This is a genomic window from Fructilactobacillus fructivorans (assembly GCF_000814735.1).
In the GTDB taxonomy this organism is placed as follows: domain Bacteria; phylum Bacillota; class Bacilli; order Lactobacillales; family Lactobacillaceae; genus Fructilactobacillus; species Fructilactobacillus fructivorans.
In genome coordinates, this window is sequence record NZ_JOJZ01000009.1 from 210,972 (window position 1) to 233,020 (window position 22,049).

A 22,049-nucleotide genomic window follows, 5' to 3' on the forward strand; every position below is an offset into this window, starting at 1 on the left:
ATTATGAAAAATTTAGTGGAACACTACGCCGATCAGGTAATTAGCACCAATCAGACGTACCAGCCAATGGACCGGACTTATTTAATCAATTATCTGTATCACCTGGTGGGTGAGGGAAACGTTGAGGGCAATGCCGAATCCGGTGCACTTCTGGAGACGGTCAGTCAGTTAATCAACGTGGCCATTCAGAACCATCAAATTGACGACACGCTAAAAAACCGCGAACTCTTAGAGGCGGAGCTGACAAATCTGTATACGCCCCTGCCAAGCACGGTCAACGAGCGGTTCTGGAATCTTTATCATAATTCACCAGAACAGGCAACGGACTACTTTTATCAACTAAGTCAACAAAATAACTACATTAAGACCGAGCGAATCAAGAAAAATTTGCACTGGGACACCGCCACCAAGTTTGGTGACCTTGAGATCACGATTAACCTGTCAAAACCTGAGAAGGATCCCAATGACATCGCAAAGGCTGGTCAGAACACCCACTTTGGTTATCCCGAGTGTAATCTGTGTGCACAGACCGAGGGTTACTATGGCAACGCGCAGGTCCCCGTGCGGGTCAACCATCGCATTATCGATCTGTTGATTGGCGGCAGACCGTGGGGCTTTCAGTATTCGCCCTATGCCTACTTTGATCAGCACTGCATCTTCTTAGACGACGTGCACGAACCAATGAAAATTAGTGCACAGACGTTTTCAAATTTAATTGAAATCGTTCAAATGTTTCCCACTTATTTTGTCGGCAGCAACGCGGATCTCCCAATTGTCGGTGGTTCCATTCTGAGCCACGAGCATTATCAGGGAGGCTACCACACGTTTCCGATGATGAAAGCGAATACTCGTTTCACTTTCACCGTAAACGGCTATCCAGACGTGAAAGCCGAAGTCTTAAACTGGCCGATGTCGACGATTCGCCTGACCAGTAAGGACACCCATGAACTGATTTACCTAGCAACACATATCCTAAACGAGTGGCGAAAATACTCGGATCCATCCGTTGCTGTCCGCGCCGAGACCAACGGAACCCCTCATCACACGGTCACTCCGATTGTGCGCATGAACAACCAGGGTCAGTTTGAAGTCTACGTGGTTCTGCGTGATAACCAGACGTCTGCGAAATATCCCGATGGGATCTTTCATCCCCACGCCGAATATCAGCACATCAAGAAGGAAAACATCGGCCTGATCGAGGTCATGGGTCGCGCCATTTTACCAGCCCGACTGAAATCCGAATTGGTCGAGGTCAAAAAAGACCTCTTGGGCCAGCCCAACGACATCGCGGACTACCACGTTCCCTGGGCGAAGCAGCTTAAACAAAATTACAATCTCAATCCCGACAACGTCCAAGACGTGATCGACAAAGAAGTCGGGATCACCTTTATGCACGTCTTGGAAAACGCTGGGGTCTTCAAACTTGACGACAAGGGAACCGCGGCGTTTCACAAATTCATTGATACACTTTAGGAGGTAGTTATTATGAATTGGCTAGCGATATTGATTGGTTTAGGACCGATGATCGGTTGGGGACTCTTTCCCACGATTTCATCAAAGATTGGTGGAAAACCCGCCAACCAGATTTTGGGTGCGACGCTTGGAACCTTGATCTTTGCGGTCGTCCTCTTCTTCATTGAAGGACTGGCACTGCCAGGCTGGATTAGTACCACCTTTGGCGTCATTTCTGGTCTCGGCTGGGGCTTTGGTCAGATCATGCAGTTCAAAGGATTTAAATTAGTTGGATCATCACGGGTCATGCCCATTACCACGGCTCTCCAACTGATCCTGACGTCTCTGTGGGGAGTATTCGTCCTCGGAGACTGGACCGGCATCATTGGAAAAGTTTTGGGGTTTGCCGCATTAATCATTGTGATCCTAGGTGCTACTTTGACCGCCTGGGTTCAAAATCCAGAATCAACCAATAAGGGTGCTTTAAAGAAGGCCACGATCTTTCAGATTATCGGTGCCTTTGGATACTTAATTTACTCGGCCGCTCCCCAGGTAGTCATCATGCCATCAATGAAGGCCTTACTGCCGGGAATGCAGCCAATGGACGGAAATCATGCTTTTCTTCCCCAAGCCGTCGGAATGGTACTTTGTGCCGTGATCTATGGTTTGTGGAATCTAAAGGACGAAAACGTCTTTGTTCAATCCGTTTCATATAAGAATATCCTAGCCGGATTATCACAAGGCTTCGGGATGTTAATGTACTTAATCTCAGCTCAACCAGACATGAACGGACTAGCCACTGCCAACGTGCTTGGTCAGTTAGCCGTCCTGGTCTCCACTCTGACGGGAATTTACTTCTTGCACCAGCGAAAGACACCCAAGGAAATGACATTGACCTATCTTGGATTGGTGCTCATTGTCTTTGCTTCCGCCGTTACGGCATTTATTTAATTAATCTGACATGTTATGATATAAGTAACGAGTATCCCTGCGTTAGTGGGAATGGCACCATCTGTCAATGTCTCCACATTAGCGAGACCTATAGTACCAAAAAGGCTGAAACCGATTGGGGTTTCAGCCTTTTTATGTGTATTTATGTAAAAAAGTCCATCGGCAACAAACCGATGGGCTTTTGATCATCAATCCTACTAAAAATCGATGGTCCCATGAACTATTTACATCTATCATTATAACTCAGTTTAATAATAAATCAATTATATCAAATAATTTTGATGATACTTAATGTTAACTTTGACCCTTAAATCTCGTTCTTAGACTTACCCGTCGTCACCATCTCATGAAAATTATCATAACTAACAGTAATCATGTCCGTTAAAGCGGGTTCCGTAAACGAACCAACGTGGGGCGTGACAATTGCGTTCGGATACTTCTTCATTAAACCAACGACTTCCTGATTCTTGATGTCATTGACACTCTTGAACTCATGACCAAAAATGTTGGATTCGTCAATCAACACGTCAGCACCGTATCCACCTAATTTACCAGCAGATAGTGCATCATCAACGGCCTTTAAATCGACCACTTGACCGCGAGCAGTATTAACCAAAATGGCATCGTCTTTCATCATGTTAATTTGATCGGTACTAATTAAGTTATCAGTTTCACCTTTAATGTAGGGAACGTGCAGCGAAACGATATCAGAACGCTTCAATAGTTCATTAATTGGAACGTATTCATCAATCTCAGGAGCGTCAACCTTGTGGCCGTCATTGGCGAGCACGGTTGCGCCCATCCCACTGTACAAGCTGGCTTCGGCCCGACCAATCCGACCAGCGCCAATAATGCCAACGGTACCGGAATGAATCTCACGACTAAAATACGAATCATTTACAATAAAATCGCCATCATGAGTAGCGTTAATTTCGGAAGCGACTTTTCGAAACAAACTCATCCCGAGGGTCATCGCCAGTTCAGCCACGGCGTATGGCGAGTAACCGGGAACGCGAGCAACCTTAATGCCAAGTTCCTTAGCGGCCTTCAAATCAATATGATCGTATCCAACCGTGCGCGTGAAGACGTACTTAATGCCCCAGTCAGCGAATTTTTGTAAATTATCCCGGTCAGCCAGACAATTTCCCCGAACTAACACACCATCCGATCCTTTAGAATCAATGGCGTTCTCGTGATCTAACATTTCGGAAACTAGGTTCAACTCGTAATCGTATTTATTTAAATCTTTGAAGTAACTAACTTCGACGGGACGCACCCCGTACGCAGTAATTTTAAACATTTTAGACCTCTTTATTTGATAATTCCGGAGTTATTGATGACTTCCAGTAGAGCAATCCAGATTGGCATCATGATTACTGACAGGATTGTCGATAGGAAGGACGCGTTGGAAGCTAGGACTGGATCTCGATTGAAACTGATTGCGTAAGCCGAAGCCACCGTGGCAGTTGGCGTTGCCATCATGATCACGATCGTAGCGATTGCCACGTAGCTCATTGGCAGGATTCCAATCATCGAAAGGGCTGATAAGGCAATCAGGTTGAACAACGGAACGATGATAACTTTGTTCCAACTGTAGTACCAAGAAAGCTTGTTGGAAGCGGCCTGCTTGAATGAAATGGAACCAAGGGTCACACCGATTGATAACCAAGCCAGCGGCGAGGAAAGTTGAGCCAAGTAGTTCAACGGTTTCCAGAGCCACAAGGCAGTCTGGTCAATGCGGTAGAAAGCCACGCTACTAGTGCCTTTGCCAGGGAGACCATTTAACATCGTTTGGACTGTTACATGTGGAACATAGTTTTGTCCCAACCACAGGAAAAGTCCTAGGAAGGTGGCGATCACAACCGGATTAAGGAACATTTTCTTGATGTTCTTCATTTCCATCTTCAAGCCTGACATTCTGATGTAGGCGTATGAATAAAGGAAAACCCGATAACCAATGTTAAAAATGGAACTGTACATGATTCCCTTGGGTCCAAAGACCGCACCGACGATCGGAATTCCAAAGAAGGTCGTAGAACCGAAGGTGGTCAAAATTCCCATGACTTCTTTTTTATCCTTATCCTGTTTGGGATAAAGTAGTGGCGCAACGAAAATCAAAATGATGTAGATGATGAAACCCCACAGCAGGACATTCATCCCCTCTTTCAGGGTGTCATTGTTGATTGGCTGCATGAATGAGTTCAGCGCCAAGGCTGGAATTGCAACGGTCAAGACGACCTTTGACAACATCTTTCCGAATTTATCGGTAAAAATGTTCTTCTTACGTAAAAAGAAACCCAGTAAAATAATAAAAATCGTTGAGGTGATCGAACTAATGATTCCCGCATTAGTGACGGTCTTCTCAATTGCTTGCATAACGTTCATGAACGTTAACCTCCAAGTAGAATATTATCGGACGCACAGTAAAGTACGTAAAAATGAATTTTTTCACGATAATAATCTTACCATAAGGAATAAATTGGAGACAAGGAGGATTTTAGAAATAAAAAAAGCCCCACCACAGGGCTCCCTTCAACTATTTCATTTCCGCTTTCTTATCCTTCTTCTCCATTCTCATCTTTTCCTTATGAGTCTTCTTCTGCTTCATCTGAAGATGTGAAGTGATCTCTCGATGGTGCAGCATATCCAACTGGTTGTTTGATGAGCAGTAAAACGCAATGAAGAAAATTAATGTCGCAATTAATGCGTACACACCTCTTCTAAAGTACTTCAGAAAAACGGTCTGATCCCAACTGTAGTGCTTTCCCAGAGCTACGACGAAGTAGCGAACCAGGTAGTAGATAAACAGGATAAAGGCGATCACGAAGCCCGCAACCGACAAAATATTTCTGGTGGCAACGGCAAAAGTTACGACAGCAACCAAAATACATAAGATGAACACGAAGTATTTCCAGCTCTTGATATAACTCTTATCGTCGGCACGATCTCGATTCGTCCAATACAAATAACCCGCAATGATTAAGGCAATTACGGTAATAATCAGTAAAATTGGTTTAAACATTTAATTCCTCCTTATAACTTTATAGTTTGTCACCTAAGACACAATTTAAACTATGAATCAGCATCCCAATCACCATCATATACATTGATACCATACTGAAGCCCATGGCCAATACGACAAAGGTTACGATCCAGAATGCGACTAAAAACCAGTTAACAATCTTTTTAAAACTCATTACGTCATCTCCAATATACACTTGTGATTACATTCATTTTACCATTAAACGCCCACAAGCCGGGAAATTTGCTCAATTTTTTGCGTGTTTTTTAATTTATGTTACATAACACTAAATATAATTAAGTTCCCAATGCATACCAACCAGAAAATTCTGCTTGACTAACCACTTCCTTTAGCATATTTTTATATCATTATTAAAGGAGTGATTAATATGCCCAAAAGTCGAGTGGAAGCATGTGATGACGCGGTCATCGCCATTATTATGACCATCATGATCCTCGAAATTAAGGTCCCAGAAACCGCCAGTTTTAGTGGAATTATCGAACAATTACCCTACTTTGCGGCTTTCGTTATCAGTGCCATCATGATCAGTACGGGATGGTACAATCTGATGAACATCTTCAAGTCGATCAAGGTTGTCTCCAAGCCGGCCTTTTGGAGTAACATTCTCTTCCTTTTGTGCATGTCACCAGCACCGATGGCAACGGCGTGGGTCGCCCGCTTTCCATTCAGTCGGCACACCGAATACTTCTATTTCTTTGTTTTCATCGTGTGGTACCTGTCTTACTACCTATTGGATTATCTCTTAGTCAAAGGTAATCAACGGGAGTTCTCAAACGACAAAATTAAACAGCACCAACGAATTAATCGTTTTCACTTAGCAATTGAAGTGAGTTGCGCCCTGATCAGTTTGGTAATTATCTATTTCTTCCCACTCTGGGGGATTATCTTCTCAATTCTGACGGCCCTCTCGTGGATTTTGTACAGCTGTTTTAAGTGATAACTGGATGTGAAAGCCTAATCCTTGCCCCGCTTCGCTTTAAAGACTAGGTTTAATTTAAAGGAGACTTTCACATGTCAAAATCAAGAATGGAGGCGTTCGACGCCGTCATGGCCATCATCATGACGGTCATGGTTTTAGAGATTAAGGCGCCCGATTCACCCCACATTTCGGGGATGATCAACCAAATTCCATATTTTCTGGGATATTTCATCAGTGCGACCCTCATCTGCATCTGTTGGTACAACATCACGTCCATTTCCAAGGCCATTCATCGGGTCTCAGAGATTGGTTTTGCGGCTAACATCTTCTTTTTACTCTGTATGTCGATTCTGCCCGTTGCGACGGCCTGGGTTAGTCATTATCCGTACAGTCAGACCACCGAATACTTCTACTTCATCACGTACATTATCTGGACGTTCTCATTTTTTCTCCTTGACTACGTCATGGTTCGCACTAACAAGAAGTACTTTGAGAAAACCTATCTCAGAAAACACAAACGAATTAATCTGTCCCACATCTTCATCGAAGTTCCCCTCGGCATCGCCATCATGATTGTTATCTATTTTATTCCCATTTCCGGGATTATTTTCACGATCGTCCTGGCCGCGCTCTGGACGGTTTTCGATGAATTTCGCGCATAAATTAGGCCATAAAAAAAGAGCTTCCGGATGGGAACTCTTTTTGATTTACATATTAAAGTTGAACATCATATTTGTCGAAGAAGTCCTTAAGTGGTAACAAGCCTTCACCGCCGTATTCTGCGAAGAAATCAGGTAGTGTGTAAGTCTTGTTGTCATTCTTGTCCTTCAAGTAATTTGGACTTACGGTTTCAACCACTTGTCCGTTTTCGATTTTAACAACCAAATCTTCAACTGGTAGGCCACGGTCTTGGTTTATCTTAGCGTCAATCAAGAATGGGTGACCAGCCTTGGTAACCTTAACGGCTTTGTCAAAGGCGGCAGGAAGTTCGGAAACGTTACGAACCGTGGTAGCGTCAACGCCCATTCCCTTAGCGATTAATTCAAAGCTTTGACCCTGAAGTTGAAGTCCGAAGATCTGCATTGGTAGATCATCTTGTTCACCCTTGATGAAACTAAGGTCTTCGTTGGAAGTAACCACGTTGATAACTGGTAGTTGATATTTCGTCAAAGTAACAAGGTCTTGGATGACCATTGAAAGGGCACCGTCACCGGCAATGTTGAACACTTGACGATCTGGGTAAGCCCGTTTAGCGGCGATTGCTCCAGGAAGTCCTGAACCCATCGTTGCGAATAAGGCGGAGATGACCCACTTGTTAGTTGGTTGAATGTCCAAGTATCTGAAACTATTGATGATGTTGTCACCAACATCGATTGAGAAGACGGCATCCTTGTCAGCAACCCGGTTAATTTGTTTGTAGATTGGTGCAACTGGCATGGTTGAGTTAGCGTTCGTAATGGTGTCCTTCAAGTGCTTACCAAAGTCCTTGAATTCGTCCATGAAGTTCCCGTTACTCTTGTCTTGTTCGTCACTGCCAACGTTCAACATCTTGTTGATGTACTCTTTCCAGTTAGCTTCGTCGGCAACGGCAGCCTTGAAGAATGGACTTGGAGCAACCTGTTCGCTTTGAGCGAGGGCTTTATCGATAAATGAACCAGAGTCAGACCAGATCGGAAGGTCAACTTCGTGGTGTCGGCCAAGTTGGATTCGTGAATTATCAACTTGAATGTAGGCAAATGGATGACTTGCGTACACTGACTTAGCGAATGGGAAGTCACCACCGATGGCGATTACAAGGTCAGCGGTACTTAGAATTTCGTCAGCGGCCTTTGATGCGGCACGGTTAGCAGTTCCTAAGTTACCTTCGTAGCTAGCGTCAACGTAGCCTAATGCTAATCCATCCATGATAATTGGAATTTGAAGTTTCTTTGAAAGTTCGATTAATTTGTCGCCGTTACCTTTGATACCACGACCAACGTGGAGAACTGGGCGTTTAGCGTTCTTAATCATCTTGAGAGCTTCACTGACTTCGTCGTCAGATGCGACTGGTTCTGGAGCTGGCTTATCGTAAGTCTTTGAAGCAGAACTGTATGGAACATCTGGGATTTCGTCAAAGCCAAAGTCATTTGGAATGACAACCACGGCGACACCCTTGTTTTGGTATGCTTCGTGAATAGCACGGTCAACAACGTGTGGCAAACTTTCAGGAGTCATGACGATTCGGTCGTAGACGGAAACGTCTGAGAACATTGGGGTCTCTGGAAATTCTTGGAAGTAGTTGTAGTTCATGTTGTCATGACCCACTTGTCCAACGATGGCAAGGACTGGAGCATGGTCTTCTTTGGCGTCATACAAACCATTGAGTAAGTTGACGGCACCAGGACCAGCTGATCCAAAGGCCACGCCAATCTTACCGGTTAACTTTGCGTGAGCAGCTGCGGCTAAGGCGCCCACTTGTTCGTGTCGAATTTGTACGTAATTAATATTGTCTTTTTCTTGGTCAAGTGCAGCAAGCGTTGAGTTAATGGAACCACCAGGGTAACCAAAAACATCCTTAACGCCATATGATTCAATGACTTTAAGCATTGCTACTGCTGCAGGGATTTTCTTTACATCTGTCATAATATTTTCCTCCCAAAAGTATATGTGTTCCTTTTGTTGTCCCTAATATACTCCGATATGAAAACGGTTGCAATAAAATGGCTTGATTAATTAATTAAATATTTCTAACGCTTGTTTCGCATTAATACTAATGAAGTTAATTCCCCGGTTGGCGGCAATTTGCGCACGTTATTAGTAATCTTTTTACACCACTTATGTAATAATATTAACAAGGAGGTGAAAATCATGAACTTTTACGGATTATTGGAAACTGGTGACGGTCGTTTAATTAACGTTGATAACGTTAACTCCATCCATCCACACGAATCAGAAGGAAAGATTATTTCATATGAAGTAACTTTCAACAACAATACTACTGAAGAAATTGACGTTGATGCGTTTGAAGCGTTGAGAAAGATTGCTTTGAACAATGACGATAAGTAGGATTGGCAATACTTAAGAAAAAAATAAGTTTCACGTGAAACAAAAAATCCCCCAAGCGCTTGGAGGATTTTTCCGTATCTACATATGATACTTAATTATTTCTCAGGAATTTCCCACTCATGATCCTGATTGTGTTGCTTCATATAGTTCATAAATTGCTTGGAGTTGTAGGCTTTCTTAACGTCCTGTGCCCACTTAGTGTGCTCATTCTTTTTATTCACAACAGCCAGCAGCATGTACTGACTCTGTGGATTCTCACGCAACAGCATTGAACTAGCCGGGATCTTGGCACCGTAAGTATCGGAACCAGGAATGATCGCATAGTCTACGCTGTTTCTAGAACGTGGTTCGTTGGCCGAATCCATTTCATCAAATTTCAAATCGTACTTATTGTCAATGATGTCATTTTTGGTGGCTTTGATGGGATCGACCCCCTTCTTCAACTTAATCCAGCCCGCTTTTTCCATTACTAAGAAGGCTCGCGACATGTTGGATGGATCATTAGGAATGGCAACCGTGTCGCCCTTCTTGACGTCCTTTAGACTGTGCTTCTTAGCGGGATAAATACCAGTTGGGATCGTTGGAACCTTGGTCAAGGAAACCAAATCACCATGATTTTCCTTGTTAAAGTTGTTCATGTAAGCTCCGTGTTGTTCAATGTTGAGGTCGACTTGCCCTTGATTTAATGCCATGTCAGCATTTAACAAAACTGAAAACGACTTATTTTTAACCTTGTAACCGTCTTTCTCAAGAATGGGCTTGATACCTTTCATGAACAAGTCACTGTAAGGACCGGGTGAACTGGCCAAGACAATCGTCTTCTTATTTGACTGCGGCTGATGCGCCTTCTGGTACGGTCGATACACAAACGTGTATCCAAACAAAACCACGATAATTGCGACTAATGCGGTAATCCAATATCTCTTCTTCATCTTACTGTTCTCCCTCTTCTAAATAATCCTGCAACCTCAAAGCTGAGTGATAAAACCATTTCACACCCGTCATCAAACCGTCGTCATCGACCACCAAATTAGAATGATGGAGGCCCACGTTTGCGCCACTGCCAACTTCCGCGAAGACACTCGGCAATTTGTCGGTATAAAACGCGAAGTCTTCACCACCAGGGGTCGGTGGAACGTTGACCAGCTTGGCGTAGTGTTGGGCATCATCTGCGAGCACCTTGGCAAGTTCGTCGTCATTTTTAAGTACCCGGGGCCCCTCGATCCATTCAATGTTAACGTCCAATCCATAGGTAGCTGCCTGACCTTGAACGATTTGATAAAACTTTTCTTTCCCCATCTTGGCGTCAGCATCCGAAAACGTTCGTAACGTTCCCTCAAACCAAGCTTCATCGGGGATGGCATTCCACGTGGAACCACTTTCGATGTGGGTGACCGACAAGACACTGGGCTGAATCGGATCGATGTTACGGCTGACAATCGTCTGAAGTGACGTAATCGTGCTCGCTAGTCCAACAATCGGATCAACGTCCTGATTAGGATGGGCAGCGTGACCGCCAATGCCCTTTAAGGTCACCTTGAACTGATCAACCGCTGCATCCTGAACACCACCACTCACACTGATTTCACCAGCGGCTAACGTCGGTTCATTATGAAAACCGATGATCGCAGCCACATCATTCAGAACACCAGACTCAATCACTTCACGGGCGCCTGCATTCGTCTCCTCGGCCGGCTGAAACACCAAACGAATTTTACTAGTTAATTTACTCTGATTATCCGCTAGTAGAACCGCCGCTCCCATTAGGGACGCCATGTGAAAATCATGACCACAGGCGTGCATTACCCCGGCGTTCTCAGACGCAAAGTTCAAGTCGGTTTGTTCGTCAATGGGTAAAGCGTCAATGTCAGATCTTAAAGCGATGACATTAGATGTTTCGTTGGGACCGATTTCCGCAATTACACCAGTTTTAAGACTTGCCGGAGTAATAATTTTATATCCCAATTGCTCTAAGAAACTTGTGATAAATTTGGTGGTCTTAAACTCTTGATCGGACAGTTCAGGATGTTGATGCAGATAGTGCCGAATTTCTTTTAATTGACTAAGTAAGGTGGGACTTTCAATTTTACTAATACTTTTACTCTTCATATGACGATCTCCTGTCGAAATACCATGAAATAGGTAATAAAAAAGGACCAGTCAGACTAACGATAAAGTTAGCCTAACTGATCCACTTTCACTACGTTATAGAGTAGCTTAGTATATTCGATTGAGTTGGAATCCACCACTCTCAGTTAGACTAACAAAATTCGTTGTATCTAACCGAGTACAAAAATTACTACACTTAGATACAGGCGTTTGATCAACACCCGCATCTAAAACTACGAACGCCGATCTACATGTAACAAGTACAGCAACAGCAAGTATTTTGATAGTTCGTAGTAATCATTGTCATTGGTTTCATCCCTTTCATATTTTGTCATTATTTAACCACAGAAATAGTGGGTTGTAAAGAATAAGGTTCACAATTAAAAAGAAAAATTACATTCCCATGTTCTTCTTTTAAGCTCAATATAAAATTCATAAAACATTACTTATCATCATTATTACTTTTAAAATCATCATTTGAACTTAATGAATCAACTTTATCAAAAGCATTCCCAATCACACTTAGAACACTTATTCCTCCAAATATAGAACCTATAATCGGATGATTATTCATAATCAATAAAAATGAAAGTATCATCAAAATCACAATAATGATAAAAGAGCCAACTAAGTCAATATAAGCTAAACGCCCTCTCCTGCGTTGTCTTTTATTTTCCATGTATCGTCGATGATTAGATTCTTCAATTCCATTATCAATAATCTTTTTGGCAGCACCTTTATATAAATGCTCATATCCTTCAAGTATTTTAGGATGTGGAATAGGACCTTCATACATTTCTAAAGAAGCCATCATTTCTTTTTTCTCTTCTTCAGGTAAAGACTTAACATCATCAACTAGCTGTTGATCTTTGTTCCTAATATCTTTGGGATCATTTGGTAACTGATCGGTCATACTTTAAAATTCCCCTTCTCATGTCGTCTCCAACTTTTTTCCAGTCGTCAGAAATTGATTTTGATTCGGGAGAATTATTATATCTAATCTTACTTCTTTTAATAAATGGTGCCAATAAATTAAGTGAAGCACTTCTAAGGGTTTTAGCAGCTTTTGAAGTTAACTTAAAATATTTATACATAATTATTACCTCCTTTATGTACTTACGCATAAAGAACCCTTTAATACTATTTTATCATTATTCATAAATAAAAATATAATTTCATAAGTTAATAAAAGCCTTTCACATATGTGAAGGGCTTTTTACGTATTTATACCTTGTTTGCTTTCTTCATCTTCCGATGCTTCAAATACAACATCACAGCGATGGTCACCGGAATGGTCAGAACCACTCCAATCGCCGAAATCAACGTCATGATTAACTCAGACGCAAATATTTTGTCATTCATCACCATTCCAATACTGTAGTGCAGGCGGGCGAACCAGATAAATAGTCCGACCAACTCACCATAGAAACTGAAGAACAGCGTGTTAAAGGCGGTACCGACAATTTCCTTTCCAATCGAAACTCCGATATAACTGAAATCCTTGTCGGAAATCTGCGTGTTGTGGTCCTGAATTTCAACCAGACCAGTTGCCATGGCAACGGAAGCTTCCGCAACCGCCCCCAGGCAACTCAAAATCGTCATGGCACACGAAATGTCGAGGAATTTCACGCCAATTTGCAGCGACATACCTTCCAAGTCCTCGGTATTCTCAGGACCAAAGCCTTGCACCTGTGCCCAGTGTTCCACCGGAATGATTAATGCAATCACAATAGCAACCACGATTAACGACGTCACGAAGGCCACGTCGGCGTTTCGTCCCTGTTCATTGCCGAAGTAAATCGTAATGACCAGGATGATGACGGCGTTAATTAGCGTGACAAGGAGGTATGGGATTCCAAATGAAATCAGGACGACGGACATGAAGACCAGTCCAAAGTTACATAACAAGCCAATAAAGGCCACAAATCCCTTAGATCCCCCTGCCAGCAGCATTGCCAGAAACAGGATAATCAGTAGGACGGTCATCGTACTCATTTGACCACCTTCATTTCACAAAGCGCACTCGCAATCAGGCTGGTAATGGGAACCGTCAGCGTGATACCGATCGCGCTAATCAAACTTTGAATAATTCCAAGTGACATGATCATTGAAAACGAGTAACCCCAACTGTTTCCATTTCTTAAGAACAGCACCATCATTGGGAAGGTTCCAGCAACGAAAATCAGGAACAAGACGTTAATCAACGGTCCCATAATCGAGCGTCCAATATTTTGCCCATTCTTTAAGAGTTTAAAGAATGACAGACTATGATCTTCTTCATAGACCGCAAACAGACTAGACGTGATGTCCGCGGACAAATCCATGATGGCCCCAAGTGACCCAATCATACAACCAACGAAGTAGATCGGCAGGCGTTGCTGGGTCACGTAGTCCATCATCTCGAAGTTCATGCCCCGTTCGTGCGTCACCGACAGAACGATAAACGCGATCAGAATCGCGACCGCCGTTCCCAGGATCGTCGACGAGATCGTGACGACCGTTTCCTTCGACGCTCCAAAGATCAGCACGGCGGTGACAATCGTGAAAATTACCGACAAAATGGCAAATAATATGAACGGATTAAAGCTCGTTCCCACGTCAATTGAGACCGCCAAAAAGAACAGGATGGCGTTGATGACAATACTCAAGAGCGCCATCGATCCACTGAATTTCAGGATCACCAGTAGCAGCATCACCGTCAGCCAAATCAGAAAGACGACCGCGGTATCACGCTTAAAACCATTAATCAGAATTGACGACCGCTTCAGATTCTTATTGGCAACGTGAATGAAAATCTGTTGACCAGGATGGTACTTCATATCGGTCGCTCCAGAACCAGAGAACTGATTATTGGCCGTGATAGTTTTCCCCTTATACTGACCGTTTAAGACCTTCAAAGTCAGGGTCTGGTTCTCTTGATAATCATGATTTTGAAATTCATCACTTTGTGAGGTACGACCATAATTATGCACGTTTACAACCCGAGCCACCGTTTGTTTGTACATGGGAGCGTCAAAATGGGTGAACGTCACAACGATCAAACCCGAGATTAACACTAAGACGATGGCGAGCCAACGAATCTTAAATTTTGGATGGATTCGTTTCAAATTCTCATCCCCTAATTAGTTAAGACCAGTGTATCATATCAAAATTAAGTTTCACTAAACATGCGCTTTTCTCAATGAATAAAAAAAACACTTCTGAACCTAATCAGAAGTGTCGTTAATTTTATTTAATGATTACCAGACGAACAGGCCAACGATTCCAGCCGATAGGAGTGATACCAAGATTCCAGAAAGAATTAAGTATCCCACGTTTCGAGAAATCACGTCATTCTTTTCGCGGCTTACCAAGCCTTTCAGACATCCAATTACCATTCCAACGGTACTGAAGTTGGCAAAGGAAGTAAGGAAGACACATAGTTGAGCTTGGTAGTGAGCTGGGAAGAAGTGTAAGTTGTTGATGTGAGGTGCAATGGCACCCATGACAACGAATTCGTTGGTTACTAACTTGGTTCCCATGTATTGAGCGAATTGGAAAGCGTGGTTAACGTCCATCCCCATGAGCCATGCAAATGGGAACATAACGATTCCAAGTAAATGTTGAAGTGAAAGCCAAGGATTGATGAGTCCTAGTAGCTTACTGATTAAGTTGGCAAGGGCCACGAAGGCAATAACGTTAGCGGCGATGATTAGTACCAATTTACCGGCACCAAGGATTGAATCACCCAAAAATGAGAAGAATGGTTCTTTTTTCGGTTTTTCGGGTTTATCAGCCACCGTCTCTTCGGCTACTTGTTCAGAAGGCTGCTCGTTCATCGTAGCGATCGTGTCTTCTTCAGGAGTAACGTGAACCGGGTTTAAAAGTGAAGTAACGATGATCGCATTCAGGATGTTCAGCGGAATGGCGGTCAAGACGTACTGACCCGGAATCATCTGGGTATATGAACCAACGATGGCAGCGGTGATACAAGACATAGACATCATGGCAATCGTCAAGAGTCGATCAGCTGACAGGTGCTTCAGTTGCAGACTTGAAACGGCTAAGGCTTCCGTGTTTCCAAGGAACATCATTTCAACGGCGTAAAATGATTCGAACTTTGGTTGTCCCGTAATCTTTGATAGTGCGATTCCGATCCATTTAATGATAAATGGTAAGATTCCAAAGTATGTAAGGATATCAAACAATGGAACAATCATCAGAATTGGAAGCAAGGCGGACGTCACGAAGTTCATCTGCTTAACGTGGACCCAGTTTGGTAAGGCAAAAGCGATCCCAGTGTAAGCTACCTGGACAATCCAGTTAAATCCTTCGGCGGCACCTTTCACGGCGTCTCGACCCCAACTGAATCGAGTAAGGAGAAACGCGATGACCAAGTTAAGAACTAAAACAACGATAACCGAGCGCCAATTGACGTGTTTGTGATCCTTGGAAAACAAAAAGGCAATTCCGAGGAAGACTGCCACCCCAATGATGTTAATGATTAGATAATAATTCATCGAACTTTCTCCTCCATTTTTGTATACAATGTTCGGATCTCGTTAAATAACAAAATCTAAACAACCTGTTTTTTATAATAATAGTATTAAATGTTAACTATTTCAACCTCATTTCCAGAAATGGTTCATCCATAAGTAAACTTTTTCGTAAAAAAAGACTAATTATCGATTAAATTCGACAACTAGTCTTATGGTTTATTTCTTTTCACGTCGCTTATCAATCCGCTCGTCGTACCAGGTAAATCCCAGTAAGAGCACAATCATAATCAGGTTAACCCCTGACTGGATCATCGTACTTGGAACAAACCCGTACATTAAAATGGTAATCAAAAACAGTACCAGGTACTTTGCCGAACGTAGGTACTCCTGAGTGTAAACGTAACGCGCAAACTGCATGATTGAAAGGATGGCAATGATTAAAAACGAACCATCCCGTAACACGTGCTTTGACACATCTAGTTTCATTGCCTAACACCTAAACCTGATCAGTGGGACGAATTACAATCTCGTTGACCGAGGCATCCTTTGGCATGTCAATGGCATACAAGATTGATTGGGCAATTCGATCGGGACTCAGTGGCGTCAGATCAGAAGATTCAAACTTCTTCTTGATGTCCGGATCGGTAATGTGATTAGGGAGTTCAGTAGCCACCGCACCGGGTGAAATCATGGTAACCCGAATGCCCGACTTAGCCTGAGCCTCTTCTTCTCGAAGGGAATCACTAATCATCTTAACTGCCGCCTTAGTTGCGCTGTAGACTCCACTGTTAATTCCAGAAGTATGAGCGGCAACCGAAGCCGTATTGATGTACTGACCGTCACCCTGAGCTCGCATCGTATCAAGTGATGCATTAATTCCATACAAAACACCCTTGATGTTAACGTCGATCATTTGGTTCCAGCCTTTGACATCACCGTTGATTAGTGGTGATTGAGGCATAACACCCGCATTATTCATCCAAACATCAATACGACCAAATTGATCAACGGCCATTGATGCTAAGTTTCTGACTTCATCAAGCTTGGTAACATCGGTCTTTTGAATGGCAACCACGCCACCAGCGGCCTCGATGTCTTCTTGAATGGCACGTAAACGATCCTCACGCCGAGCACCAAGTACAACCTTGGCGCCGTTCTTTGCCAAAATTTTAGCGGTGGCTTCACCAATTCCACTGGAAGCTCCCGTGATTACTACTACTTTATTTTTAACAGCCATTTTAACTCTCCTAACTATTTCAAATTGTTAAGCGCAGTTTCAATACTCATGTCACCACTGTGCATGATGATGACCTTATCAAAGGCATGCTTGTTATCCAAGACATCAAACAAAACTTGGGAAACATCGTTGATGGAGTTGGATCCTGGCTGATCATCGTTGAAAGTTACCTCACCAGTTCCAGGAGTCTCAAGTAAGCTTCCGGGCTGTAAGATGGTGTAATTCAAGTCAGTATCATGAATCAACCAGTGGTCAGCCATGAACTTAGCGGCTTGGTAATCCTGTAACTTAGCGTAGTGTTTCTTACCTTCCCACTGGGCTGGTTGCAAGGCAAACGCTGAACTTAACATGATGTAACGCTTAACGCCCGCCTCTTCAGCAGCTTGCATGGTTTTAATGGCACCGTAACTGTCGACGAGGACTACGTTGTGGCCACCAGATCCAGCAGTGAAGTAGATGGCATCAAACCCCTTCATGGTATCGGCCATCTGTTCCACGGTCATGTCAACGATACTGAACTTTAGGGTCTTGATCTTAGGACGTTCCTCAACGGTGTCAACGATTTTAATTTCTTCGGGATGACGAGCGGCAATGGTAATCTCGTCGTCGGTGTTTTTTCTGAATTGTTTTACTAGGTCAGAACCAACTCGACCAGTTCCACCAATAATCATTATTTTCATAATTAATACCTCCTATTTATATCTAAAGCATAACAAATTCAACTAGCTGTTAATAGCAATGCGCATATCAATTCCAGTCCAATCATGGTTATTGGGTACAGTTCAGTGGTTCATTTGTCCTTTTCAATTACATAAAATAAATATTCCTAGACATTTTTACTCTATATGGTATACTGTGTTTGTGCCGCAAAAGCGGTAGTTTTCAAATAAGATGCACTACTCCTTTCTATTTGATGGTTATGACCCATAAGTATCATTGAAGTTCCCTTACGATTATTCTTGATAGTTGTGAGGGAACTTTTGAGTTTGTCATTTAATTTTCAATTGTACTCGTGACAATTGTGTCAAATCGTTTTCGTTGACAAGTTTCTTCTGTATGATAATATTTAATTGTAAAAAAAGCGGTTGCGATTACGCAACTGCTCCGAGAGTTGCCAGGTAGCAGCTTGATTCTGTTAATAATAACTGTCCGCTCGGCTAAGCTAAGACAGTTATTTTTTTATAGCTCTCCAGTAATTTGGATGATCTTTAAGCACCATATAAACTATGTTGCATATCAATCTTTTGGAATAAATAATAAGCTAAATTACTTTTATAACAACAATCACCCCACAACTACTTTACATAGTCATAGGGTGATTTATTATCGCTTTACTTTTTAATGACGGTTGCCCGTCCGTTCTTTTCAAATTCAGCAACGTTGTCTAACGACGTGATCACAGCATCTTTGCCAGTGTTCTTTACGAACTGCATGGCAGCCTGAATCTTGGGTTCCATTGAACCCCTGCCAAACTGATGCTGCTTCAGATACATGTCTAATTCATCAAGCGACACGTGTCCAAGCTCTCGTTGATTGGGTTTACCAAAGTTAATGGCAGCCTGGTCGATTGCGGTCAGAATAATTAACTGATCGGCCTCCACCATCTGACCAATTAATGAAGCGGTAAAGTCCTTGTCAATCACGGCTTCCACGCCTTCGACATCCCCGTTATCAGTCATGATAACCGGAACTCCGCCCCCGCCACCAGCAATGACAGTAAAACCACTGTCAACGAGCGTGCCAATCTGTTTGGCCTCAAGAATACTGATGGGATGCGGAGATGGAACGACCCGGCGAAATCCACGACCGGAATCTTCAGCGAACTTCCAGTCTGGATGTTCCCTTAAGATCGAGTTGACGTCCGCGTAAAACGGACCAATTGGTTTCGTCGGATCTTTAAAAGCGGGGTCATCTGGATTAACTAACACCCGTGTGACAATGGTTGAGCTTGTCATATCATTATCGCAGAGGGCATCACTAATCCATAAACCCATCTCGCCTTGTGTCATTGCCCCTACCACGTCGAGTGGCATTGGCGGATTCTTTTCTGTGCTACCGTTTAGTTCTTGTAGCAACAAATTTCCAACTTGTGGACCATTGCCGTGGGTAATTATTAACTGAACATTCTCAGCTGAATTGCGCACGAACTCCACAATTTTTTTCGTTGTTTGTTTTAGGGCCGCTTCTTGACCCTTTGCGGTTGGATCGTCAGTCAAAATCGCGTTGCCACCTAGAGCTATCACGACTCTTTTCATTCTATGACACTCCTATCTTTCCCATAAATAATGCAACTACCGCACTAATGGCGGCAATCGTTATCAATGCCATCATGATCCATTCGAAAGGTGTGATTTTGCGTCCCTGATCTTTAATCGCTTTGATATAAAATCCAAAGCCTAGGACGTATGCAATTGAGCATAACCACAAGAATTGTAATCCCGCCACTGTGATTCCGACAACCTCAAACAATAAAGCCAGGATTCCTGGTATCATTTTCTTTACGGAATGCGCCTGAAGTCCGGCCTTAATTTGATCGGCACCGACTAACGCGTAACAAATCACAATTGCCGCCGTGCACAACGAAATTGCTAAGTTGTAGGCCTGGTCGGTAAATAGTAACGAAATCAAAACAATTTGTACCAAAATCTGAGTCAACCATAATGAGTGTGAGGGTGATTTGTACTTGTTTAAGTAACCGAACCACCGGGGCAACAGCTTCTGATCAGCCAGTTGCGATGTTGCTTCTACCGGAAGCATGGTCCATGACAGGAGGGCACCGACCATTGTGATTATGAGTGAGATACTGACAAAAGCTGCACCTATTGGTCCAATCATATCTTTAACGACGTACGTTAAGGCGGGGTTGCTCAATTTAGCTAGTTTTGCTTGGGGTAAATAGCCATATGGTAGCATCGCGATGACGATGTTGATGATCAAGAGTGAAATGGTTCCGATAATGGTAGCCTTGGCTGCATCAGAACGCTTCTTAGCGTGGCCCGCCATCATTGTGGCGCCTTCAATCCCAATGAAAATCCACATGGTGGTGATGATACAACCTTTCACTTGATCAAATACCCCCACTGCTGTCGCGGGGCTATACGTGAAATTAGAGCTAAAGTTCGCCCAAAAGTGGGCCGTGAAAACGTTGGCTTTGAACAAGACAATTCCTAAGATTGCGAAGGCAATCAAGGGGATTATTTTTATTACAGTTATGATTGTATTAATGAAAGCCGCGTTCTCAATCCCCATCGTTACTAACCACGTTAGAAGCCAAGTGAATATCGACGCAATGATAACTGCTTGAATTGAGTTACCTGATCGGAAAACCGGAAAGAAATAACCGATCGCTGACATCATCATGGTGGCAAACGCAATGTTGCCAAGCCATGCCGAAAGCCAGTATCCCCAGCCTGATAGAAATCCAGCAAAATCACCAAATCCATCTCTGGCGAAGTCTGAAATACCAGTCAGCTCTGGTTTAGCCTCACTAAGAGACTTCAAACTCATCGCTAGTGCAAAAATTCCGACCCCAGTGATAACCCACGCCACTAGCGCAGGTCCTGGAGTGGCGGCTGCCGCAATCTGCTCACTGGCATTATAAATTCCAGCACCAATTGCGGAACTAATCACCAGCATAATTAATCCAAATAATGAAACTCCCTTTTTATTTCCCATATAATTTACGCAATCCTCTCAAATCCTAACTTCGGACATGATTGTATCATTGATATCTATTTTATGCTTTTAGTAAAATCTAATTTTCGTTATACATGCTTAGGTCGCCTAAAGTAGCGGCCATAATTGACATAATTGAATGCTTACGGTTCCCAGCTTCAACAAACTGGCGGCCGTAAGGACTTCTAAAGACCTCGTCGGTTACTTCCATTTCGGGACTGTCGAGGCCTTTGTATTTTTTCACAGCTTCTTTAGCGGTGGTCGTGTTGTCATCATGAAAGGCGGGGAGACAGTGCATGAAGATTAATTCATCATCTGGCGTGCCCGTCTTTTTCATGAGGTCCATGTTGACTTGGTATGGTAATAACTGGTCAATTCGTTGTTGCCAGTTAGTTTCTCCCATTGAAACCCAGACGTCGGTGTAAACAATGTTGGATCCCTTGACACCCTTGTCGATGTCAGAGGTAATCATGATTTTCGCACCAGAATCTTGAGCGTATTTCTCCGCCAAATCCACCACGGATTTTTCGGGGTGCAATTCATCAGGAGCCACAATGTGGACGTTTACGCCCAGCATGGAACCCGTCACTAGCAGTGAATTGGCCACGTTGTTTCTTCCATCGCCAACGAAGGTTAAAGTTAAACCTTTTAAGTGACCAAAATTTTCTTTAATGGTCATGAAATCTGCAATCATCTGAGTGGGATGCCATTCGTTTGAAAGACCATTCCAGACCGGAACACCGGAATACTTAGCCATGATGTCCATGTCGGATTGTTCAAAACCACGGTACTCAATTCCATCGGCGAGTTCACCAAAGACTCTGGCAGAATCTTCCACCGACTCTTTTTTCCCAAACTGACTTGAGGTTGGATCAATGTAGGCCGTATTGCCACCTAAATCGTCTCCACCCAGTTCAAATGAAAGTCTGGTTCTCGTTGAAGTTTTTTGAAACAAGAGGACAAGGTCTTTGTCATGTAAGTACTTGGTAACCTTACCGTACTTCTTGTGTTCGTTCTTTAAGTTAATCGCGAAATCAATCAAAGCCTCAATCTGGGTTGGGGTAAAATCTGATTCCTTTAAAAACGAACGACCTTGCATTGATTTTAGTTCCTCTAATAATGTACTCATCTGATTTACTC

At 43.1% G+C, this 22,049-nt stretch carries 23 protein-coding genes; 5 read left to right on the forward strand and 18 right to left on the reverse strand.

The features are described from left to right. Window positions 1-3: 3 nt before the first annotated feature. A complete protein-coding gene (gene galT, locus LfDm3_RS01605) occupies window positions 4-1,473 on the forward strand; it encodes a UDP-glucose--hexose-1-phosphate uridylyltransferase (protein WP_039143491.1) in 1,470 nt (489 codons plus the stop codon). Window positions 1,474-1,485: 12 nt separating this feature from the next. Continuing rightward, entirely contained in the window at window positions 1,486-2,403 is a 918-nt protein-coding gene (rbsU, locus tag LfDm3_RS01610) for a ribose/proton symporter RbsU (RefSeq protein WP_039143493.1), read from the forward strand. 307 nt (window positions 2,404-2,710) lie between these two features. Here the strand turns inward: rbsU and LfDm3_RS01615 are convergent, their stop codons facing one another. From LfDm3_RS01615 to LfDm3_RS06860, 4 genes are all read right to left on the reverse strand, one after another. Next, window positions 2,711-3,703, reverse strand: coding sequence for an NAD(P)-dependent oxidoreductase (locus tag LfDm3_RS01615; RefSeq protein WP_039143494.1), 993 nt, complete (start codon window positions 3,701-3,703; stop codon window positions 2,711-2,713). 11 nt (window positions 3,704-3,714) lie between these two features. Next, entirely contained in the window at window positions 3,715-4,788 is a 1,074-nt protein-coding gene (locus tag LfDm3_RS01620) for an AEC family transporter (protein ID WP_039143497.1), read from the reverse strand. Window positions 4,789-4,939: 151 nt separating this feature from the next. Next, window positions 4,940-5,425 carry a hypothetical protein gene (locus LfDm3_RS01625; protein WP_039143500.1) on the reverse strand — a complete coding sequence of 162 codons (486 nt, stop codon included), beginning with the start codon at window positions 5,423-5,425 and terminating at the stop codon, window positions 4,940-4,942. A gap of 19 nt (window positions 5,426-5,444) precedes the next feature. Then, on the reverse strand, window positions 5,445-5,600 hold the full coding sequence (locus LfDm3_RS06860; protein WP_010022242.1) for a hypothetical protein: 156 nt from the start codon (window positions 5,598-5,600) through the stop codon (window positions 5,445-5,447). A gap of 213 nt (window positions 5,601-5,813) precedes the next feature. Here LfDm3_RS06860 and LfDm3_RS01630 point away from each other — a divergent pair, with 213 nt between their 5' ends. After that, window positions 5,814-6,383 carry a TMEM175 family protein gene (locus tag LfDm3_RS01630; protein WP_039143503.1) on the forward strand — a complete coding sequence of 190 codons (570 nt, stop codon included), beginning with the start codon at window positions 5,814-5,816 and terminating at the stop codon, window positions 6,381-6,383. A gap of 74 nt (window positions 6,384-6,457) precedes the next feature. Then, window positions 6,458-7,027 carry a TMEM175 family protein gene (locus LfDm3_RS01635; RefSeq protein WP_052236560.1) on the forward strand — a complete coding sequence of 190 codons (570 nt, stop codon included), beginning with the start codon at window positions 6,458-6,460 and terminating at the stop codon, window positions 7,025-7,027. A 52-nt stretch (window positions 7,028-7,079) separates the two neighbouring features. Here LfDm3_RS01635 and LfDm3_RS01640 read toward each other — a convergent pair whose 3' ends face one another. After that, window positions 7,080-8,987: a thiamine pyrophosphate-binding protein gene (locus tag LfDm3_RS01640; protein WP_039143506.1), complete on the reverse strand. Its 1,908-nt coding sequence runs from the start codon at window positions 8,985-8,987 to the stop codon at window positions 7,080-7,082. A 225-nt stretch (window positions 8,988-9,212) separates the two neighbouring features. Between LfDm3_RS01640 and LfDm3_RS01645 the strand changes: the two genes are divergently transcribed. After that, the gene (locus LfDm3_RS01645; protein ID WP_039143508.1) at window positions 9,213-9,410 is read left to right on the forward strand and encodes a hypothetical protein; all 198 of its coding nucleotides are present in this window, start codon (window positions 9,213-9,215) and stop codon (window positions 9,408-9,410) included. A gap of 95 nt (window positions 9,411-9,505) precedes the next feature. Here LfDm3_RS01645 and LfDm3_RS01650 read toward each other — a convergent pair whose 3' ends face one another. The 13 genes from LfDm3_RS01650 to argF form a co-directional block, all read right to left on the reverse strand. After that, entirely contained in the window at window positions 9,506-10,342 is an 837-nt protein-coding gene (locus LfDm3_RS01650; protein ID WP_039143510.1) for a MetQ/NlpA family ABC transporter substrate-binding protein, read from the reverse strand. Between the two features lies 1 nt (window position 10,343). Next, complete coding sequence (locus LfDm3_RS01655; protein WP_052236561.1) at window positions 10,344-11,519, reverse strand: amidohydrolase; 1,176 nt, start codon at window positions 11,517-11,519, stop codon at window positions 10,344-10,346. A 442-nt stretch (window positions 11,520-11,961) separates the two neighbouring features. Further along, the gene (locus LfDm3_RS01660) at window positions 11,962-12,432 is read right to left on the reverse strand and encodes a DUF2335 domain-containing protein (protein WP_082019945.1); all 471 of its coding nucleotides are present in this window, start codon (window positions 12,430-12,432) and stop codon (window positions 11,962-11,964) included. Further along, on the reverse strand, window positions 12,410-12,613 hold the full coding sequence (locus tag LfDm3_RS01665; protein WP_039143513.1) for a hypothetical protein: 204 nt from the start codon (window positions 12,611-12,613) through the stop codon (window positions 12,410-12,412). The genes LfDm3_RS01660 and LfDm3_RS01665 overlap by 23 nt, the downstream gene beginning before the upstream one ends. Before the next feature lie 130 nt (window positions 12,614-12,743). Continuing rightward, entirely contained in the window at window positions 12,744-13,514 is a 771-nt protein-coding gene (locus LfDm3_RS01670; RefSeq protein WP_039143515.1) for a YibE/F family protein, read from the reverse strand. Beyond that, the gene (locus LfDm3_RS01675; RefSeq protein ID WP_052236562.1) at window positions 13,511-14,626 is read right to left on the reverse strand and encodes a YibE/F family protein; all 1,116 of its coding nucleotides are present in this window, start codon (window positions 14,624-14,626) and stop codon (window positions 13,511-13,513) included. Before LfDm3_RS01675 ends, LfDm3_RS01670 begins: the two co-directional genes overlap by 4 nt. Before the next feature lie 132 nt (window positions 14,627-14,758). Next, window positions 14,759-16,018, reverse strand: coding sequence for a NupC/NupG family nucleoside CNT transporter (locus LfDm3_RS01680; protein WP_039143518.1), 1,260 nt, complete (start codon window positions 16,016-16,018; stop codon window positions 14,759-14,761). Window positions 16,019-16,213: 195 nt separating this feature from the next. After that, the gene (locus LfDm3_RS01685) at window positions 16,214-16,483 is read right to left on the reverse strand and encodes a hypothetical protein (RefSeq protein WP_039143519.1); all 270 of its coding nucleotides are present in this window, start codon (window positions 16,481-16,483) and stop codon (window positions 16,214-16,216) included. A 10-nt stretch (window positions 16,484-16,493) separates the two neighbouring features. Further along, window positions 16,494-17,234: an SDR family oxidoreductase gene (locus LfDm3_RS01690; protein ID WP_039143523.1), complete on the reverse strand. Its 741-nt coding sequence runs from the start codon at window positions 17,232-17,234 to the stop codon at window positions 16,494-16,496. 14 nt (window positions 17,235-17,248) lie between these two features. Beyond that, complete coding sequence (locus LfDm3_RS01695; RefSeq protein WP_052236563.1) at window positions 17,249-17,914, reverse strand: NAD(P)-binding oxidoreductase; 666 nt, start codon at window positions 17,912-17,914, stop codon at window positions 17,249-17,251. 651 nt (window positions 17,915-18,565) lie between these two features. Beyond that, window positions 18,566-19,489, reverse strand: a complete 924-nt coding sequence (arcC, locus tag LfDm3_RS01700) for a carbamate kinase (protein ID WP_039143528.1) — start codon at window positions 19,487-19,489, stop codon at window positions 18,566-18,568. Window position 19,490: 1 nt separating this feature from the next. After that, complete coding sequence (locus LfDm3_RS01705) at window positions 19,491-20,909, reverse strand: basic amino acid/polyamine antiporter (RefSeq protein ID WP_039143531.1); 1,419 nt, start codon at window positions 20,907-20,909, stop codon at window positions 19,491-19,493. 79 nt (window positions 20,910-20,988) lie between these two features. Then, complete coding sequence (argF, locus tag LfDm3_RS01710; RefSeq protein WP_039143532.1) at window positions 20,989-22,038, reverse strand: ornithine carbamoyltransferase; 1,050 nt, start codon at window positions 22,036-22,038, stop codon at window positions 20,989-20,991. Window positions 22,039-22,049: the final 11 nt, after the last annotated feature.

Coding starts and splice junctions, on each gene's coding strand:
- galT (WP_039143491.1), top strand. CDS start 4: ATGAAAAATTTAGTGGAACACTACGCCGATCAGGTAATTAGCACCAAT.
- rbsU (WP_039143493.1), top strand. CDS start 1,486: ATGAATTGGCTAGCGATATTGATTGGTTTAGGACCGATGATCGGTTGG.
- LfDm3_RS01615 (WP_039143494.1), bottom strand. CDS start 3,703: ATGTTTAAAATTACTGCGTACGGGGTGCGTCCCGTCGAAGTTAGTTAC.
- LfDm3_RS01620 (WP_039143497.1), bottom strand. CDS start 4,788: ATGAACGTTATGCAAGCAATTGAGAAGACCGTCACTAATGCGGGAATC.
- LfDm3_RS01625 (WP_039143500.1), bottom strand. CDS start 5,425: ATGTTTAAACCAATTTTACTGATTATTACCGTAATTGCCTTAATCATT.
- LfDm3_RS06860 (WP_010022242.1), bottom strand. CDS start 5,600: ATGAGTTTTAAAAAGATTGTTAACTGGTTTTTAGTCGCATTCTGGATC.
- LfDm3_RS01630 (WP_039143503.1), top strand. CDS start 5,814: ATGCCCAAAAGTCGAGTGGAAGCATGTGATGACGCGGTCATCGCCATT.
- LfDm3_RS01635 (WP_052236560.1), top strand. CDS start 6,458: ATGTCAAAATCAAGAATGGAGGCGTTCGACGCCGTCATGGCCATCATC.
- LfDm3_RS01640 (WP_039143506.1), bottom strand. CDS start 8,987: ATGACAGATGTAAAGAAAATCCCTGCAGCAGTAGCAATGCTTAAAGTC.
- LfDm3_RS01645 (WP_039143508.1), top strand. CDS start 9,213: ATGAACTTTTACGGATTATTGGAAACTGGTGACGGTCGTTTAATTAAC.
- LfDm3_RS01650 (WP_039143510.1), bottom strand. CDS start 10,342: ATGAAGAAGAGATATTGGATTACCGCATTAGTCGCAATTATCGTGGTT.
- LfDm3_RS01655 (WP_052236561.1), bottom strand. CDS start 11,519: ATGAAGAGTAAAAGTATTAGTAAAATTGAAAGTCCCACCTTACTTAGT.
- LfDm3_RS01660 (WP_082019945.1), bottom strand. CDS start 12,432: ATGACCGATCAGTTACCAAATGATCCCAAAGATATTAGGAACAAAGAT.
- LfDm3_RS01665 (WP_039143513.1), bottom strand. CDS start 12,613: ATGTATAAATATTTTAAGTTAACTTCAAAAGCTGCTAAAACCCTTAGA.
- LfDm3_RS01670 (WP_039143515.1), bottom strand. CDS start 13,514: ATGAGTACGATGACCGTCCTACTGATTATCCTGTTTCTGGCAATGCTG.
- LfDm3_RS01680 (WP_039143518.1), bottom strand. CDS start 16,018: ATGAATTATTATCTAATCATTAACATCATTGGGGTGGCAGTCTTCCTC.
- LfDm3_RS01685 (WP_039143519.1), bottom strand. CDS start 16,483: ATGAAACTAGATGTGTCAAAGCACGTGTTACGGGATGGTTCGTTTTTA.
- LfDm3_RS01690 (WP_039143523.1), bottom strand. CDS start 17,234: ATGGCTGTTAAAAATAAAGTAGTAGTAATCACGGGAGCTTCCAGTGGA.
- LfDm3_RS01695 (WP_052236563.1), bottom strand. CDS start 17,914: ATGAAAATAATGATTATTGGTGGAACTGGTCGAGTTGGTTCTGACCTA.
- arcC (WP_039143528.1), bottom strand. CDS start 19,489: ATGAAAAGAGTCGTGATAGCTCTAGGTGGCAACGCGATTTTGACTGAC.
- LfDm3_RS01705 (WP_039143531.1), bottom strand. CDS start 20,909: ATGGGAAATAAAAAGGGAGTTTCATTATTTGGATTAATTATGCTGGTG.
- argF (WP_039143532.1), bottom strand. CDS start 22,038: ATGAGTACATTATTAGAGGAACTAAAATCAATGCAAGGTCGTTCGTTT.